This window comes from Mobilisporobacter senegalensis (genome assembly GCF_003752155.1).
In the GTDB taxonomy this organism is placed as follows: domain Bacteria; phylum Bacillota; class Clostridia; order Lachnospirales; family Lachnospiraceae; genus Mobilisporobacter; species Mobilisporobacter senegalensis.
The window spans coordinates 84,614-100,311 of sequence record NZ_RJVG01000007.1 but is presented as its reverse complement, the minus strand read 5'-3'; the positions used below and the strand labels follow the sequence as shown (position 1 = coordinate 100,311).

The 15,698-nt window shown below is 35.5% G+C and carries 17 protein-coding genes; 16 read left to right on the top strand and 1 reads right to left on the bottom strand.

Features of this window, described 5'->3' with window-relative positions; translation table 11 throughout:
* The first annotated feature begins 1 nt into the window (after window position 1).
* From EDD66_RS12230 to EDD66_RS12220, 3 genes are all read left to right on the top strand, one after another.
* The gene (locus EDD66_RS12230; RefSeq protein ID WP_123609876.1) at window positions 2-2,680 is read left to right on the top strand and encodes an FAD-dependent oxidoreductase; all 2,679 of its coding nucleotides are present in this window, start codon (window positions 2-4) and stop codon (window positions 2,678-2,680) included.
* Between the two features lie 43 nt (window positions 2,681-2,723).
* The gene (locus EDD66_RS12225; protein ID WP_123609875.1) at window positions 2,724-3,065 is read left to right on the top strand and encodes a hydrogenase maturation nickel metallochaperone HypA/HybF; all 342 of its coding nucleotides are present in this window, start codon (window positions 2,724-2,726) and stop codon (window positions 3,063-3,065) included.
* A gap of 111 nt (window positions 3,066-3,176) precedes the next feature.
* Window positions 3,177-3,407 carry a hypothetical protein gene (locus EDD66_RS12220; protein ID WP_123609874.1) on the top strand — a complete coding sequence of 77 codons (231 nt, stop codon included), beginning with the start codon at window positions 3,177-3,179 and terminating at the stop codon, window positions 3,405-3,407.
* Between the two features lie 93 nt (window positions 3,408-3,500).
* On the opposite strand, the gene EDD66_RS12215 is transcribed toward EDD66_RS12220, so the two are convergent.
* Entirely contained in the window at window positions 3,501-4,100 is a 600-nt protein-coding gene (locus EDD66_RS12215; protein WP_123609873.1) for a thymidine kinase, read from the bottom strand.
* Window positions 4,101-4,571: 471 nt separating this feature from the next.
* Between EDD66_RS12215 and EDD66_RS12210 the strand changes: the two genes are divergently transcribed.
* The 13 genes from EDD66_RS12210 (at window position 4,572) to EDD66_RS12150 (ending at window position 15,691) form a co-directional block, all read left to right on the top strand.
* Window positions 4,572-4,922, top strand: a complete 351-nt coding sequence (locus EDD66_RS12210) for a GntR family transcriptional regulator (RefSeq protein WP_123609872.1) — start codon at window positions 4,572-4,574, stop codon at window positions 4,920-4,922.
* Between the two features lie 35 nt (window positions 4,923-4,957).
* Window positions 4,958-5,644: an ABC transporter ATP-binding protein gene (locus tag EDD66_RS12205; RefSeq protein WP_123609871.1), complete on the top strand. Its 687-nt coding sequence runs from the start codon at window positions 4,958-4,960 to the stop codon at window positions 5,642-5,644.
* 14 nt (window positions 5,645-5,658) lie between these two features.
* The gene (locus tag EDD66_RS12200) at window positions 5,659-6,399 is read left to right on the top strand and encodes a hypothetical protein (protein WP_123609870.1); all 741 of its coding nucleotides are present in this window, start codon (window positions 5,659-5,661) and stop codon (window positions 6,397-6,399) included.
* 461 nt (window positions 6,400-6,860) lie between these two features.
* Window positions 6,861-7,898 (top strand): tRNA preQ1(34) S-adenosylmethionine ribosyltransferase-isomerase QueA, encoded by a 1,038-nt coding sequence (gene queA, locus EDD66_RS12195; protein ID WP_123609869.1) that lies wholly within the window; start codon window positions 6,861-6,863, stop codon window positions 7,896-7,898.
* A 26-nt stretch (window positions 7,899-7,924) separates the two neighbouring features.
* On the top strand, window positions 7,925-8,884 hold the full coding sequence (locus EDD66_RS12190) for a diacylglycerol/lipid kinase family protein (RefSeq protein ID WP_123609868.1): 960 nt from the start codon (window positions 7,925-7,927) through the stop codon (window positions 8,882-8,884).
* 181 nt (window positions 8,885-9,065) lie between these two features.
* A complete protein-coding gene (acpP, locus tag EDD66_RS12185; protein ID WP_123609867.1) occupies window positions 9,066-9,299 on the top strand; it encodes an acyl carrier protein in 234 nt (77 codons plus the stop codon).
* Between the two features lie 98 nt (window positions 9,300-9,397).
* Complete coding sequence (gene fabK, locus EDD66_RS12180; protein ID WP_123609866.1) at window positions 9,398-10,327, top strand: enoyl-[acyl-carrier-protein] reductase FabK; 930 nt, start codon at window positions 9,398-9,400, stop codon at window positions 10,325-10,327.
* A 133-nt stretch (window positions 10,328-10,460) separates the two neighbouring features.
* Window positions 10,461-11,387: an ACP S-malonyltransferase gene (fabD, locus tag EDD66_RS12175; RefSeq protein WP_123609865.1), complete on the top strand. Its 927-nt coding sequence runs from the start codon at window positions 10,461-10,463 to the stop codon at window positions 11,385-11,387.
* Window positions 11,381-12,121, top strand: a complete 741-nt coding sequence (fabG, locus tag EDD66_RS12170) for a 3-oxoacyl-[acyl-carrier-protein] reductase (protein WP_123609864.1) — start codon at window positions 11,381-11,383, stop codon at window positions 12,119-12,121. Before fabD ends, fabG begins: the two co-directional genes overlap by 7 nt.
* 14 nt (window positions 12,122-12,135) lie before the next feature.
* Window positions 12,136-13,368 carry a beta-ketoacyl-ACP synthase II gene (gene fabF, locus EDD66_RS12165; RefSeq protein ID WP_123609863.1) on the top strand — a complete coding sequence of 411 codons (1,233 nt, stop codon included), beginning with the start codon at window positions 12,136-12,138 and terminating at the stop codon, window positions 13,366-13,368.
* A 13-nt stretch (window positions 13,369-13,381) separates the two neighbouring features.
* Complete coding sequence (gene accB / locus EDD66_RS12160; RefSeq protein ID WP_123609862.1) at window positions 13,382-13,822, top strand: acetyl-CoA carboxylase biotin carboxyl carrier protein; 441 nt, start codon at window positions 13,382-13,384, stop codon at window positions 13,820-13,822.
* A gap of 71 nt (window positions 13,823-13,893) precedes the next feature.
* The gene (fabZ, locus tag EDD66_RS12155) at window positions 13,894-14,316 is read left to right on the top strand and encodes a 3-hydroxyacyl-ACP dehydratase FabZ (protein ID WP_123609861.1); all 423 of its coding nucleotides are present in this window, start codon (window positions 13,894-13,896) and stop codon (window positions 14,314-14,316) included.
* A gap of 10 nt (window positions 14,317-14,326) precedes the next feature.
* The gene (locus EDD66_RS12150; protein ID WP_123609860.1) at window positions 14,327-15,691 is read left to right on the top strand and encodes an acetyl-CoA carboxylase biotin carboxylase subunit; all 1,365 of its coding nucleotides are present in this window, start codon (window positions 14,327-14,329) and stop codon (window positions 15,689-15,691) included.
* The last annotated feature ends 7 nt before the right edge of the window (window positions 15,692-15,698 follow it).

Here is a 15,698-nt window from a genome sequence, read left to right as displayed (position 1 = left end):
AATGGTAAAAACGAAGGTATTGGAATTGGCAAATCATATCAGTCGAAAGAAAATGGGCTCAAAAAATGGTATTACAGAAAAAGATCCGGAATATATGATCTTAGAACCTGTTGTGACGGAAGAGATGGCGGAAGTAGTACTTTGTATGGAGATACGTAAAAAGACCACTGCCAAAGAACTTGCTCCTTTGTGTGGCAAATCATTAGAGAAAACAGAAGAACTATTATGGAAATTAGCGGATGCCGGTGTCTGTTTTGTAAATGAAATTGATGGGGTGGACACCTATTGGTATGATACCTGGGTTCCGGGAATTATGGAAATGATGGTAAACCACAAGGAAAATGTAAAAAAATTTCCTCAAATTGCGGAAGCATTTGAAGCATATGGAAGAGTAAGAGGTCCTAGAACAACAGGAGCATTTCCAGTTGGCGTTGGTTTAATGAGAGTGATACCAATCGAAAAAGCTATTGATGGAGAAACAAGAAGAGCTTCTTACGAAGAAGTGTCTAAATATTTAAATGACAATAATATCTTTTCTGTTTCTGATTGTTCCTGCCGTACTGCAAGGGAAGCTATGGGTGAAGGATGCGGTCATTTGAAGGAAGATATGTGTATCCAGATGGGCCATGCCGCTGAGTATTATATCCGCACAGGGCGAGGACGCCAAATAACCCGTGAGGAAGCTTTTGAGATTATCAGGAAGGCAGAAGAAAATGGCCTGATGCACCAGATTCCAAATCTGGATGGTTCCGGAAAGACACATGCGATCTGCAACTGTTGTGGTTGCTCCTGTCTGGCTTTAAGAACTGCTGAAATGTTTAAGAATGTGGATATGGTTCGTTCCAATTATGTTTCCCATGTAGATAAGGATAAATGTGTTGCATGCGGTGAATGTGTGGAAACATGTCCGGTAAATGCATTACAGCTGGGTCAGAAATTATGTACGGTTACACCTTTGCCAAAAAAGAAAATAGAAACTCCCCGTGATATGGAATGGGGCCCTGAAAAATGGAATCCTGACTACCGGATCAATCGAAAAGATGTGGTTGATAGCGGAACCAGCCCTTGTAAAACAGAATGCCCGGCCCATATAGCAATACAAGGCTATATTAAACTGGCATCTCAAGGAAGATATACAGAAGCCCTTGAACTTATTAAGCATGAAAATCCATTCCCTGCAGTATGCGGCCGCGTCTGTCCAAGAAAATGTGAATCTGCCTGTACCAGAGGAGATATTGATTCACCTATAGCAATTGATGAAATCAAAAAATTTATTGCAGAACAGGATTTGAACAAAGAGGAGCGTTACATACCTGAAAAACGTCATGAATATGGTAATAAAATAGCTGTCATCGGAGCAGGACCTGCAGGTCTTTCCTGCGCTTATTATTTAAGTATTGATGGATATAATGTCACGGTATTTGAGAAGGAAGAAGTGCTCGGTGGTATGTTGACACTTGGTATCCCTTCTTTCCGGTTAGAAAAGAATATAGTGAATGCGGAAATCGATATACTAAGAGAATTAGGGGTTAAATTCAAAACAGGTATTGAAGTTGGCAAAAATATTACATTAAATGATTTAAGGGATCAGGGATATGAAGCATTCTATCTTGCAATTGGAGCAAAGGCCGGAAGAAAGCTTGGAATTGAAGGAGAAGATGCAGACGGAGTGATTACCGGTATTGATTTCTTACGTAATGTTAATTTAGGAAAAATTAATGAATTTAAAGGTAAGACAGTTGTGATCGGTGGTGGTAATGTAGCAATTGATGTTGCAAGAACAGCCATGAGATTAGGTGAAAACAATGTATCAATGTACTGTCTGGAAAGCCGTGAACAAATGCCTGCTCTGGAGGAAGAGATTGAAGAAGCAATGGCAGAAAACATTGTGATCCATAATTCATGGGGACCAAAGAGAATTCTTGTGAAAGATGGCCGGATCACAGCGGTGGAATTGAAGAAATGTCTTTCAGCATTTGATGAAAATGGCAGATTCTACCCAATCTACGATGAAGATAATACGATCATTGCAGAGGCAGACAATATAGTAATTTCTATAGGGCAGGCTATAGACTATGGCAATCTTATTTTAGATAGTAAGATAGAGTTAAACCCAAACAATACAGTAAAAGCAGATCCGTTTACTTACCAAACCAATGAGCCGGATGTATTCACTGGTGGCGATGTATATACCGGGCCCAGATTTGCAATTGATGCAATTGCAGCAGGCAAACAAGGGGCGATTTCAATTCACCGCTATGTTCAGCCAGGACAAAGTTTAATCATTGGCCGTGATAGAAGAGAGTATCAATCTCTGGATAAACAAAATCTTGATTTTGAAGGGTATGATAGCCTTCCAAGACAGAGTATGGGTCATGTGGATGGTTCCAGATCCAAAGAAACCTTTAAAGATCTACGGGGTACTTTTACTATGGAACAAGTTATGGAAGAAACAAAAAGATGTCTTAGCTGTGGCGCTACTGTAGTAGATGAATTTTTATGTGTAGGATGTGGCGCATGTACGATGAAATGTAAGTTCGATGCAATATCACTGATACGGAAATATGACGGCGAAGGGGTAGCCTTTGAAAATTTAAAACCTGTAGTATTAAAACACATCATAAAACGTAAGGGAAAGATTGCAGTGAAAAAGGCAGTGAATATCTTTCAAAGAGATTAACATTTCTTATAATATTAAGCCTTAAACAGAGGAGAGAAGTAATATGCATGAGATCGGAGTTTTACTGGAAGTTGTAAAGAGTGTAGAACGATATGCATTAGAGAATGATGTTAAAAAAATAGAAACTTTGGTTTTACAAATAGGTGAGCTCTCTTCAATGATTCCTAAATATATGATGAAACTTTATCCGGCAGCAGTTGATGGAACCATATTAGAAGGTTCTGAGTTAGAAATTGAAGTTTTATCTGCCAACGGGTTGTGTACGGATTGTAAAAAAGTGTTTAGAGTTTTAGAGAATCATGGCATATGTACAGTATGTGGAAGTAAAAACTTTGAGTTATTAAGTGGAAAGGAATTCTATATAAAGGAAATAGAATGTTATTAAATATATATCACTTATAAAATGAAGAGGATTGCTGATTGATATGCTATATTGAATTTTGTGTAAATTTATATTAGTATACAGGTAGATTGAATTTGTGAAGGAGTATAAGAGATGAAACCTACGTTGGTTAAAGTTTTATTTGGACTTAGTATTGTATTACTGATATGTTTTTTGGGTGGTTTAGTATATATACATTATGATTATTATAATAAGACCCTCCCTTCATATGGTTCTACGCCGATTGATGTTTATTATGTCATTCATGGAGTAATATTTTTGATACCTAGTATTCTTTGTTTTGTAATTTCTCTAATATTAAATTTTACTGTAAAGAAGAAATAATAAATTAAGATTATATGTGATAATATCGAAACAGCGTATATTATAACGAGGGTACGATTATACCATAGTTATATATACGCTGTTTTTGATTTATTAAGCTTTAAATGGAGGTACGTAACAATTGCGGCAGCGGGGTTCATAGCTGTCAGTATCTCCGATCAATTCGATGGGTCCTTCTTTGGCAGGAAAACCATCTACTAATCTTTGGGTAAAACGGGCAGGGCGTCCACAGCATGGGCAGAATGCAGTCTTTTTAATTACTTCATCTGCAATTGTCATTAATTCTCCCATATAGCCAAAAGGTTTGGCTCTAAAATCAAGATCAAGTCCCGCTACAATAACATGACTGCCGCGATAAGCAATTTCCAATACAATATCAACAATTTTTTCACTAAAGAATTGCGCCTCATCAAAAGCTACGATATCACAGCCTTTACTTGACTTAAGTATTTCTTCTTCCAAATCATCATTAATCATCTTATTGATAGAAACAGCTTTCATTTTAAGCCCTAAACGACTTACGATTTCATCTTCGGCAAATCGATTATCATTACTTGGTTTAAATGCGATCACTTTTTTACCGGCATATTTTTCTTCTTTCATACATCGATTGACCAATTCTCCACTTTTCTCTGCAAACATCGGTCCGGAAACCACTGTTATAAAACCAGATCTGCCATCATAAAAAGTCATATTCTTTCCCCTTTTAAAATTCGTAAATCAACGAGAATCGTATCTATATGTCCTCGTTTCTTCCAATATGTAATTTATCTAAATTAACACTCAAATATATTTTATAAAAAACATGTGGAAGTATCAAGTGATAATCATTATAATATTAATTTTTATTTTTGACTTTTTTAACAAATACATATATTTCTGTCACGACAAAAGAAAATAAAAGATAGAATAATCCAAATTTATTGATTGTTTTTGAGTATTCTATATTTTGATTGGATAATAAAAGCAAAGCTGATATTAAATATAGAACAGACCCAATTAAAGTTAAAAGTCCAAAGCATTTATTTGTCCATGACCAAACATTTTTCAGGATATTTTTAATATTATATTAAAAAGTACTTGACAATACTAATATACCAGTGTACTATATGACTATGACACTGGTATGCGTTCTGTAGTGAATATTATGGAAGGAGGAAAAGGATGGATTTTAACAATAATATACCTATATATATTCAAGTAATTGATGATATAAAGATGAATATTATAAAAGGCAACTTAAGTTTGGGAACAAAACTTCCATCGGGCAGGGATTTAGCATTACAATATAAAATCAATCCCAATACAGCAAGCCGCATTTATAAAGAACTTGAAATGGATGAGATATGTTTTACCAAAAGAGGTCTTGGTACCTATGTAACAGAAGATAAGAATAAATTATTAGAAATGAAGGCAGATATGTCCAAGCAGTTAATAGAAGATTTTATTATGGGAATGAAAAACCTGGGATTTATAAAAGAAGAAGTCATTGGGATCTTAGAGAAAAAGTATTAGAGAAGAAAACTATAAAGTTTAAAAGGAGTATAAAAATGTTAGAATGTAAAAATGTCGTTAAAAAATATATAGCAAAAACAGCAGTAAATGGAATAAGTTTAGAAATTGACAGCGGAAGGATTTATGCTTTATTAGGACCAAATGGAAGTGGAAAAACGACTCTTATGAAAATGGTCGCAGGACTAATAAAACCTACCAATGGATCAATCACTTATCAGGGACTTCCTATTGGTGTAGAATCCAAAGCAGCAATCGCTTATATGCCAACTGAAACTTTTTTTTATAACTATATGACGGTAAGGGATGTTGGCAGATACTATAAGGATTTCTTTCCTGATTTTAATGAAAAACGTTATGAAGATTTAGTTCAGAGAATGGATTTGAATATGAAGGATAAGGCTAAAAGTTTATCCTCCGGTCTGGCAGCTAAATTAAAGATTGCCGCAACACTTGCAAGAGATGCAGAACTTTATATGTTAGATGAACCACTTAATGGGATTGATATTATAACAAGGGAAAATATCATCACTACCATACTTGAATCAGCAAAAGAGAATAAGACAATAGTGATATCAAGCCATCTTGTAGATGAATTAGAGAAGATCATCGATCATGCCATATTCATTAAGAATGGTTCGCTGGAATTAATCGGTGATGCAGAAGATTTAAGAGAAACTAAGGGCAAGTCAATTGTAGAAATTTATAAAGAGATTTATGCGTAGATAGGGAGAGTAAAATGATAAAATTAATGAAATATGAATTAAGAAAACAAGCATTTTCCAAAGGAATTATTTTGGCTATTTTAGCACTTCTTGAAATAGTATTTTTATTTGGTATATTATCAAGTAATGAAAAGGTATTAGGACTGAGCATTGGATTTTTATTATTAATTACGTATGCTTCCATCCTTTATGTAGCTTTTGAAAATATAATAACTTATTCTAATGATTTAAATTCAAAGCGTAGTTACATGCTATTTTTAACACCTAGATCAAGTTATCAGATTGTTGGGGCTAAAGTATTAACTGCAGGAATTCAGGTATTAGTCACTGGATTTGCATTTTTATTGGTTGGTATTGCAGATATAGGGATAGTTATTGCAAAATACGATATGCTGGCAGAAATCAGGGATATGATTGTAACTACAGCAGAACAAATTATAAAAGCAAATGTGGATACAAAAACAGTATTACTTATCTTTCTTCTGCTTCTGCTTAGCTGGATCAGTATCATGACCATTGGATTTTTCTCGATAACTTTAAGTACAACATTTTTAGCAAATAAAAAGTTTAAAGGGGTCGTAAGTTTTGCAATCTTTTTAGTTATCAATTTCCTATATTCTTTTATAACAGAAAAAACAATTGGTGGTAATTTCAGTGAAACTTATATTATTATGAATTGTTTATATACATCGTGTTTTATTGCCATTACTTATTTTGGTACTGCGTGGATGTTAGATAAAAAAGTATGTGTTTAATTTTCATAGAAACATTTTTATAGAATATTAGTATTATTATAGAAGAAACTATATTATCCTGACAATTTCTGCACAGCAAATTATCAGGATAATATAGTTTCTTCTATGAATAGTTAGTAAAAAATTTTACAAGGAAGTAAATTTATAGAACATATTGATACTGAATATTTATGGAAAAATTTATATATTTTTAAGAATCTTAAACTTAGAATTATAGACTGATATTAGAATTGATGTTATAATATCCACGATAAGCAGATTAGTCCATGAGACTCAGAACACTTATCAAGCTTGCTTGAATAAGTGTTCTGAGTCTCATGGATAAGTGCAACGTGAGCTTAAAAACGTAGTTTTTAAGCTCCTAATCTGCGTAATTTATGAAAGCATATGGTATGAATAAAGTTGGTATACTAACTAAAGGTATGCAACAATACAAGAAGATATAGGAAAAGAGAGAATACATGAAGAAGAAAGATTTTGATTTTTACTTACCAGAAGAATTGATCGCCCAGGATCCTTTATTAGACAGATCCAGTTCAAGATTATTAATTTTAGACAAGGAAACTGGCAGGACAGAGCATAAAATATTTAAGGATATCATTGATTATATACGACCAGGTGACTGCCTGGTTTTAAATAATACAAAAGTTATTCCGGCAAGGCTGATAGGATCTAAAGAAGATACAGGAGCCAGTGTGGAATTGCTATTATTAAAACGTAATGAAGGAGATATATGGGAGACTCTTGTGAAACCAGGGAAAAAAGCCAAAAAAGGTGCAAAACTGGTATTTGGGGAGGGGCTTCTTAGAGCTGAAGTGGTTGACATAGTAGAGGAAGGAAACCGCCTTGTAAAATTCCATTATGAAGGTATCTTTGAAGAAATCCTTGATAAATTAGGTCAAATGCCACTTCCTCCATATATTACCCATACATTAAAAGATAAAAATCGCTATCAGACCGTATATGCAAAATATGAAGGATCTGCAGCGGCACCTACTGCAGGTCTCCACTTTACCAATGAATTATTAGATGGGATTCGGGCAAAGGGGATAGCCATTGCTAATGTGACGCTCCACGTTGGTCTTGGAACATTTCGTCCGGTAAAGGAAGAGGATATCTTAGCACATCATATGCATTCAGAATTCTATCAGATTGATTCAGAAGCCGCAGATATTATTAATAATACGAAGAAGAATGGCGGACGTATTATATGTGTAGGTACTACAAGCTGCAGAACTATAGAATCTGCTGGGGATGAGAATGGAATGCTAAAGGCCTGCAGTGGAAATACCGAAATATTTATTTATCCAGGATATAAATTTAAAATATTAGATGCATTAATTACGAACTTCCATTTACCAGAATCAACGCTAATTATGTTGGTTTCTGCACTTGCAGGAAGAGAGAATGTTTTAAATGCTTATAAAATTGCAGTAGAAGAGAAATATCGTTTTTTTAGTTTTGGGGATGCCATGTTCATCACCGATTTAGAAAAATAATGCCACTTTAAGAAAGTTGGGATGATATGAAGAAAAAAATGTTATTTGTTTATAATCCAAATGCAGGAAAAGGTAAGATTAAAACCAGATTGTCTGATATTGTTGAAATCTTTGTAAAAGCAGATTATGAAGTGACAATATATGCTACAAGAGGGAAACAGGATGCCACCAGGATCGTGAAAAATAGTGCGAAAGAGTATGATTTAATTGTCTGTTCCGGAGGGGATGGAACACTTAATGAAGTAACGGCTGGTGTAATGACCCTTGAAAAACGTCCGGAAATAGGGTACCTGCCGGCTGGAACAACGAATGATTTTGCTGCCAGTCATAAAATACCTAAAAATATCTTAAGGGCAGCAGAAGTGGCAGTGAACGGAGAACCTTATTATTACGATGTAGGCTCTGTGAATGATGAATTTTTTGCTTATGTTGCGGCATTTGGAGCTTTTACGGAAGTGTCTTACGAAACGCCCCAGACAATTAAAAACACCCTCGGCCGGGTTGCTTATCTGTTAGAAGGAATGAAACGCCTCCCAAGTCTAAAAAGTTATAAAATGATAGTAAAATATGATGATAAGGTCATAGAAGAAGAATTTATATTTGGCATGATAACCAATTCCAGTTCTGTGGGAGGATTCAAAGGCTTTATAGGCAAGGAAATTTTATTAGATGATGGTCTGTTTGAAATATGTCTTATTAAAGTTCCTAAGAATCCAATTGAATTACAGGCTATTATCAATACTCTGATAACCAAAGACACAAGTACCAATTTAATTTATTCATTTCGGACCAATCGTATGTCAATAGAAGCAAAAGAGGAAGTTCCATGGACTCTGGATGGGGAATTTGGTGGTAATTTCAGCCAGGTAGATATTAAAATTTACAAACAGGCAATAGCTTACCGAATCGAACCTAAAAAAGCATTAATTTCAACGAAAAATACTGAAGTTAAAGCAGCTTTGATTGATAATAAAATGAAAATGTAATAATTTAGAGAAAGACAATGGTTCATCTGAATATAAAAAGTTGTATTAATTTTAGAAAAATTGATACAACTTTTTTTCCTTGACAAAAGAAATGATTCGTATTATATTTTGAATATCAAATAATTTGAAATTCAAAATATGATGAATTTTGTCAGAAGGATGAATTAAAGGAGACTATTATATGTTAGAAAATATTAAAAAAATCATAGCAGATCAATTAAATGTACAGGAATCAGAAATTCAATTAACTTCAAGTTTTAAAGAAGACTTAGGAGCAGATTCTTTGGATTTATTTGAACTTGTTATGGCTATTGAAGAAGAATATGAAGTAGAAATTCCAGCAGAGGACCTTGCCAATATAGCAACTGTTGAAGGTGTTATTAGTTATTTAAAAGACAAAGGTGTAGAAGCATAATATATTATAATATTACAGTTCAGCATTAAGCTTGATTTCACTTTGCTACATCTGTGGACTGTAACAAATATTTCTACAAAGAAAGGTCAGGATAGTATATGAAAACAAGAATATGTGAGCTGCTTCAGATAAAGTATCCAATTATACAAGGTGGAATGGCATGGGTAGCTGAACATCATCTTGCAAGCGCAGTATCAAACGCGGGTGGGTTAGGAATTATTGCAGCTGGGAATGCTCCAGTTGAAGTTGTCAGAGCTGAAATCAGAAAAGCAAAAGAATTAACAAAGAATCCATTTGGGGTCAATATTATGTTACTAAGCCCTCATGCGGAGACAATTGCCAGATTAGTTGTAGAAGAAGATGTAAAAGTGGTAACGACTGGTGCTGGAAATCCAGAAAAATATATTGGCATGTGGAAAGAAGCAGGAATCAAAATCATCCCTGTAGTTGCTTCCGTGGCATTAGCGAAAAGAATGGAGAAATATGGAGCTGATGCTGTTGTTGCAGAAGGATGTGAAGCCGGTGGACATATTGGTGAACTTACCACTATGGCTTTGATACCACAGATTGTAGATGCAGTTAATATTCCCGTAATTGCAGCCGGTGGAATTGGTGATGGCAGAGGTCTGGCTGCAGTATTTGCATTAGGGGCAGAAGCAGGTCAGATAGGAACCAGATTTGTTGTTTCTCATGAATCCATTGTACATGATAATTATAAGAAAAAGATTATTGAATCAAAAGATATAGACTCAGCAGTAACAGGACGTTCTACAGGACATCCGGTAAGATCTTTACGTAATAACATGACAAGAGAGTACCTTAAATTAGAGAAAGCCGGAACAAGTTTCGAAGAACTTGAGCTTTTAACTCTTGGGTCTCTAAAGAAAGCAGTTGTGGAGGGAGACACTGTAAATGGATCGCTTATGGCGGGACAAATTGCAGGTTTAGTCAGCAAAGAACAATCTTGCAAAGAGATTATTGAAGAAATTATAGAAGAAGCAAATACAATATTAAAGGTAAGAGATTAAGCAAAATCTATAATGGATTCCCGAAGGAGATATGAATTAGAATATATTTGTCTTCGCGACAAATATATTTTTTTGTCAAATACTTTGATAATCAAAATAATAATGGAAATACATGGAAAGGAAAAAGATCGTAATGGCTAAAACCGCATTTATATTTCCAGGTCAAGGTGCCCAATACATAGGTATGGCGCAGGACTTTTATGAAACATATGAAGAAAGTAAAGAAATATTTGATAAAGCAAAAGAGATACTTAATATAGATATTGCAGAAATTTGTTTTACAGAGAATGAACAATTAAATATTACAGAGTATACACAAGCAGCCATATTAACAGTTTGTATTGCTATTCTAAGAAAAGTGGAATCTATGGGAGTGAAAGCAGATGTTACTGCAGGACTCAGCCTGGGAGAGTATCCAGCGCTGGTGGCCAGCAAAGTTTTAACTTTTGAAGATGCGCTAAAAGTAGTAAGGCAACGTGGAATTTTAATGCAGGAGGCAGTACCTGTAGGACTGGGAGCCATGGCTGCAGTCTTAGGGTTAGATGAAAAGCTGACAAGTAAAATCTGCGAAGAAACACCGGGGATTGTGACAGTTGCAAATTATAACTGCCCGGGGCAGATTGTTATATCCGGTGAGGCGAAAGCAGTAGAGGAAGCGGGGATACGTATTAAGGAAGCAGGAGCTAAGAGAGTACTGCCTCTTAATGTAAGTGGTCCTTTCCATTCACCCATGTTAGAGGGAGCAGGAAAGGAACTGGGTAAAGTTTTAGATTCTGTTACGATTCATAGGCCAGTTATTCCATATGTAGATAATACAAATGCACAGTTTGTTACAGAAGGAGAAGGAATTAAAAATTTATTGGTAGATCAGGTTTCATCCTCTGTAATGTGGCAGCAAAGTGTAGAACAAATGATAGCGAACGGAGTAGATACTTTTATTGAGATAGGACCTGGTAAAACACTCACTTCTTTTGTGAAAAAGATCTCAAAAGAGTGCATAACCATAAATATTGAAAAAATATCTGATTTGGAAAAGTTGCAGGAGGTACCGAAATGCTAGAAGGTAAGATAGCTCTGGTAACAGGGGCAAGTAGAGGAATTGGCAGGGCGATTGCTATTACCCTGGCGAATGATAAAGCTACAGTTATTGTAAACTATCAGGGATCAAAAGAAAAAGCGGAAGAAGTTGTGAATGAAATAAAAGAGAATGGCGGGAGCGCTATTAGTTATCAATGTAATATTTCTGACTTTGAAGCATGCAAAACAATGATTTCTGATATAGAGAAACAATTTGGACATATTGACATATTAGTGAATAATGCAGGAATCACAAGAGATAATCTCATTCTGAAAATGAGTGAAGAAGATTTTGATAATGTAATTGCAACGAATTTAAAAGGTAGTTTTAACTGTATAAAACATGTTTCTAAAAATATGTTAAAACAAAGATCAGGTAGAATTATCAATATGTCTTCTGTGGTGGGAGTTACAGGTAATGCAGGCCAGGCAAATTATTCTGCTTCTAAAGCCGGAATCATCGGGATGACAAAATCCCTTGCAAGAGAATTCGCTTCCAGAGGAATTACAGTAAATGCCATAGCACCAGGATTTATTGAAACTGAGATGACAGATGTTTTAAGTGATAATGTGAAAGAACAAATTTTATCTGGAATACCATTAAAGAGAATGGGAAAAGTTATGGATATTGCTCACACAGTTGCATTTCTGGCATCAGAAAACGCAGGTTATATTACCGGCCAGACCATCGGAGTCGATGGCGGCATGGGCATGTAACGAAAGGAGATTTTATGAAGAGAGTAGTAGTTACAGGTATGGGTGTTATTACACCTATTGGAAATAGTGTAGATAAATTTTGGAGTAATATAAAAAATCAAACAGTAGCAATTAAAGACTTAACCCGTTTTGACAATTCTGATTACAAAGTGAAATTGGCAGCACAGGTTGATGATTTTGATCCAACAGAATATATGGATTTTAAGACAGCTAAGAGAATGGATCTATTCTGCCAATATGCTGTTGCCGCAAGTGCTCAGGCTATTCAGGATGCAGGTCTTGACCTGGAAAAAGAAGATCTGACCAGAATTGGTATCTCTGTAGGCTCAGGGATTGGTAGTCTTCAAGTATTAGAAAAAGACCATGAAAAATTATTAAACAAAGGACCAAATAGAATTTCACCACTTATGGTACCTATGATGATATCTAATATGGCGGCTGGAAATGTTTCAATTGCCTTTGGACTAAAAGGAAAAAGTATAAATGTTGTTACTGCATGTGCAACAGGTACTCACTCCATTGGTGAAGCTTATCGTTCCATTCAATGTGGGGATGCTGATGCCTTTGTTGCGGGTGGTACAGAAGCTGCAATCACTCCTCTTGGTATTGCCGGATTTGGCGCATTAACAGCACTTAGCACAGCAACAGACCCTAAGAGAGCTTCGATTCCTTTTGATAAAGAGAGAAGTGGATTCATCATGGGTGAGGGTGCAGGTGTAGTAATACTTGAATCTTTGGAACATGCGAAAGCCAGAGGTGCCAAGATATTAGCAGAAGTTGTAGGTTATGGTGCAACAAGTGATGCATATCATATCACTTCTCCAGCAGAAGATGGTGAGGGGGCAGCCAGAGCTATGCTTCTTACCGTAAAAGAAGCTGGAATCAGCCCGGAAGACGTTGATTATATTAATGCCCATGGAACAAGTACACATCACAACGATTTATTTGAAACAATTGCGATAAAAAGAGCTTTTGGTGATCATGCGTATAAATTAAATGTGAACTCAACAAAATCCATGACAGGTCATCTATTAGGGGCGGCAGGTGCAGTTGAATTTATTACCTGTGTAAAATCAGTTATGGAGAATTATATCCATGCTACTGCCGGATATCAAGTGCCAGATGAAGAGCTTGACTTAAACTATACAAAAGAACCAGTAGAAAAAGAAGTAAATTATGCCATCAGTAATTCTTTAGGATTTGGTGGACATAATGGAAGCATTATGGTGAAAAAGTATGTTGAATAAGGAGGGCGACACCATGGATATGGAACAAATTATTACGTTAATTAATGTGGTTTCAAAATCTTCTCTGAGTTCTTTTACTTTAGAAGAAGGAAATATGAAACTTTCCCTAGAGGCGAATAGAGGAGTTACTTTTGCAGAGGCACCTGTAAAAGTAAATTCATCTGTTGTGGTCAATAATAATGAAGAAGTGAATATCGTTACTGAAAAACCAGGTAAATTAATTACTTCACCATTAGTTGGAACTTTTTATGAAGCACAGGCAGAAGGCGGAAAACCATATGTACAGGTTGGAGATACGGTGAAAAAAGGCCAGATCATTGGAATAGTAGAAGCTATGAAACTAATGAATCATATTGAAAGTGAATATGATGGGGTGGTGGATGAAGTTTTAGTATCTAATGAACAGATGGTAGAGTACGGTCAACCACTGATCCGTATTATTGAGAATAAATAATTGGGCAACTCTATTCTTTGTCTATTGATGTTCCCAATTAACTGGATTTGAAACAAATAAGGAGATATATCATGTTAGGTATAAAAGAGATACAAAAGATAATCCCACATAGAACGCCCTTTCTTTTGATTGATCGAATTGATGAATTGGAATTAGGAAAAAGAGCAGTTGGACGCAAATGTATTACTTATAATGAACCGTTTTTTGCAGGCCATTTTCCGGAAGAACCGGTGGTACCAGGTGTTTTAATGGTAGAAGCACTTGCCCAGGTTGGAGCCGTATTGATTCTTTCTGAAGAGAGACACTTAGGAAAGACTGCATATTTCGGTGGTATTAATAAAGCAAGATTTCGTCGTAAAGTGGTACCAGGAGATGTTTTAATCCTGGAAGTAGAACTTACCAAATTGAAAGGGCCTGTTGGAGTGGGACTTGGTAAGGCATATGTTGATGGAGAAATTGCTGTAGAAGCAGAAATAACCTTCATGGTCGGATAAGGAGAGCAATATGTTTAAAAAGATATTAATTGCCAATCGAGGTGAAATTGCAGTTCGTATCATAAGAGCTTGTCGCGAGATGGGAATTCGTACAGTGGCAGTGTGTTCAGAAGCAGATAAGGATGCATTACATGCACAACTTGCAGATGAGACTGTTTGTATCGGACCAGCACCTTCTAAGGAAAGTTATCTTAATATGGAGAGTATTATTAGTGCTACCATAGCTACAAAAGCAGAAGCAATCCATCCAGGATTTGGCTTTCTATCTGAAAATAGTAAGTTTGCCTGTATGTGTGAAAAATGTAATATAACCTTTATAGGACCTTCTTCATCAGTCATTGATAAGATGGGTAATAAATCGGAAGCAAGAAATACCATGATAGAAGCCAATGTACCAGTAGTACCCGGGACAAAAGAACCTGTATATGATGCAGATGCTGCATTAAAATTTGCTAAGGAAATTGGATTTCCAGTAATGATCAAGGCAAGTGCCGGTGGTGGTGGCAAAGGTATGAGAGTTTCAGAAGCAGAAGATGATTTTATCAGCAACTTTAATACAGCTAAGAAAGAAGCTGAAAATGCATTTTCTGATGGAACAATGTACATTGAGAAATATATAAAGAATCCAAGACATATTGAATTCCAGATCCTTGCGGATAAGCACGGGAATGTAATTCATTTAGGTGAACGTGATTGCTCCCTCCAGAGAAAACATCAAAAGATGATAGAGGAAGCTCCGTCTATTGTTATTGACGATAAATTAAGAAAAGAGATGGGTGACGCAGCAGTGAAAGCTGCAAGATCAGCCGGTTATTATAATGCGGGCACCATTGAATTTATATTAGATAAAGAAAATAACTTCTATTTTATAGAGATGAATACAAGAATTCAGGTAGAACATCCAGTTACAGAGATGGTTACTGGAGTTGATCTGATTAAGGAACAGATTCGAATTGCTTACGGCGAAAAACTAAGTATTACACAAGCGGATATCAAAATCAATGGGCATGCGATTGAATGCAGGATCAATGCTGAAAATCCGGATAAGAATTTTATGCCATGTCCAGGATTTATCAGTAACATTCATTTCCCGGGAGGAATGGGAATCAGGGTAGATTCTGCTCTTTATTCCGGCTATAAGATTCCTCCATACTATGATTCAATGGTTGCAAAGTTAATTGTTCATGATGCAACGAGAGAGTTAGCAATTCATAAGATGAAGAGTGCTTTGGGTGAATTCATTGTAGAAGGAATCGATACCAATATAGATTTTCAATATGAGTTAATTCGTAATGAAGATTTTAAAAATGGTAATGTGGATACTGGTTTTATCGAGAGATTAATGAAAAATAAATCAACGGAATCTGAAAAGTAGGTGAAAT

What these genes read in the sequence shown, in the direction of transcription:
- fabG (WP_123609864.1), top strand. Translation starts at nt 11,381, where the DNA reads ATGCTAGAAGGTAAGATAGCTCTGGTAACAGGGGCAAGTAGAGGAATT.
- fabF (WP_123609863.1), top strand. Translation starts at nt 12,136, where the DNA reads ATGAAGAGAGTAGTAGTTACAGGTATGGGTGTTATTACACCTATTGGA.
- fabK (WP_123609866.1), top strand. Translation starts at nt 9,398, where the DNA reads ATGAAAACAAGAATATGTGAGCTGCTTCAGATAAAGTATCCAATTATA.
- queA (WP_123609869.1), top strand. Translation starts at nt 6,861, where the DNA reads ATGAAGAAGAAAGATTTTGATTTTTACTTACCAGAAGAATTGATCGCC.
- EDD66_RS12205 (WP_123609871.1), top strand. Translation starts at nt 4,958, where the DNA reads ATGTTAGAATGTAAAAATGTCGTTAAAAAATATATAGCAAAAACAGCA.
- EDD66_RS12215 (WP_123609873.1), bottom strand. Translation starts at nt 4,100, where the DNA reads ATGACTTTTTATGATGGCAGATCTGGTTTTATAACAGTGGTTTCCGGA.
- EDD66_RS12225 (WP_123609875.1), top strand. Translation starts at nt 2,724, where the DNA reads ATGCATGAGATCGGAGTTTTACTGGAAGTTGTAAAGAGTGTAGAACGA.
- fabD (WP_123609865.1), top strand. Translation starts at nt 10,461, where the DNA reads ATGGCTAAAACCGCATTTATATTTCCAGGTCAAGGTGCCCAATACATA.
- EDD66_RS12190 (WP_123609868.1), top strand. Translation starts at nt 7,925, where the DNA reads ATGAAGAAAAAAATGTTATTTGTTTATAATCCAAATGCAGGAAAAGGT.
- EDD66_RS12220 (WP_123609874.1), top strand. Translation starts at nt 3,177, where the DNA reads ATGAAACCTACGTTGGTTAAAGTTTTATTTGGACTTAGTATTGTATTA.
- fabZ (WP_123609861.1), top strand. Translation starts at nt 13,894, where the DNA reads ATGTTAGGTATAAAAGAGATACAAAAGATAATCCCACATAGAACGCCC.
- accB (WP_123609862.1), top strand. Translation starts at nt 13,382, where the DNA reads ATGGATATGGAACAAATTATTACGTTAATTAATGTGGTTTCAAAATCT.
- EDD66_RS12210 (WP_123609872.1), top strand. Translation starts at nt 4,572, where the DNA reads ATGGATTTTAACAATAATATACCTATATATATTCAAGTAATTGATGAT.
- EDD66_RS12150 (WP_123609860.1), top strand. Translation starts at nt 14,327, where the DNA reads ATGTTTAAAAAGATATTAATTGCCAATCGAGGTGAAATTGCAGTTCGT.
- EDD66_RS12200 (WP_123609870.1), top strand. Translation starts at nt 5,659, where the DNA reads ATGATAAAATTAATGAAATATGAATTAAGAAAACAAGCATTTTCCAAA.
- EDD66_RS12230 (WP_123609876.1), top strand. Translation starts at nt 2, where the DNA reads ATGGTAAAAACGAAGGTATTGGAATTGGCAAATCATATCAGTCGAAAG.
- acpP (WP_123609867.1), top strand. Translation starts at nt 9,066, where the DNA reads ATGTTAGAAAATATTAAAAAAATCATAGCAGATCAATTAAATGTACAG.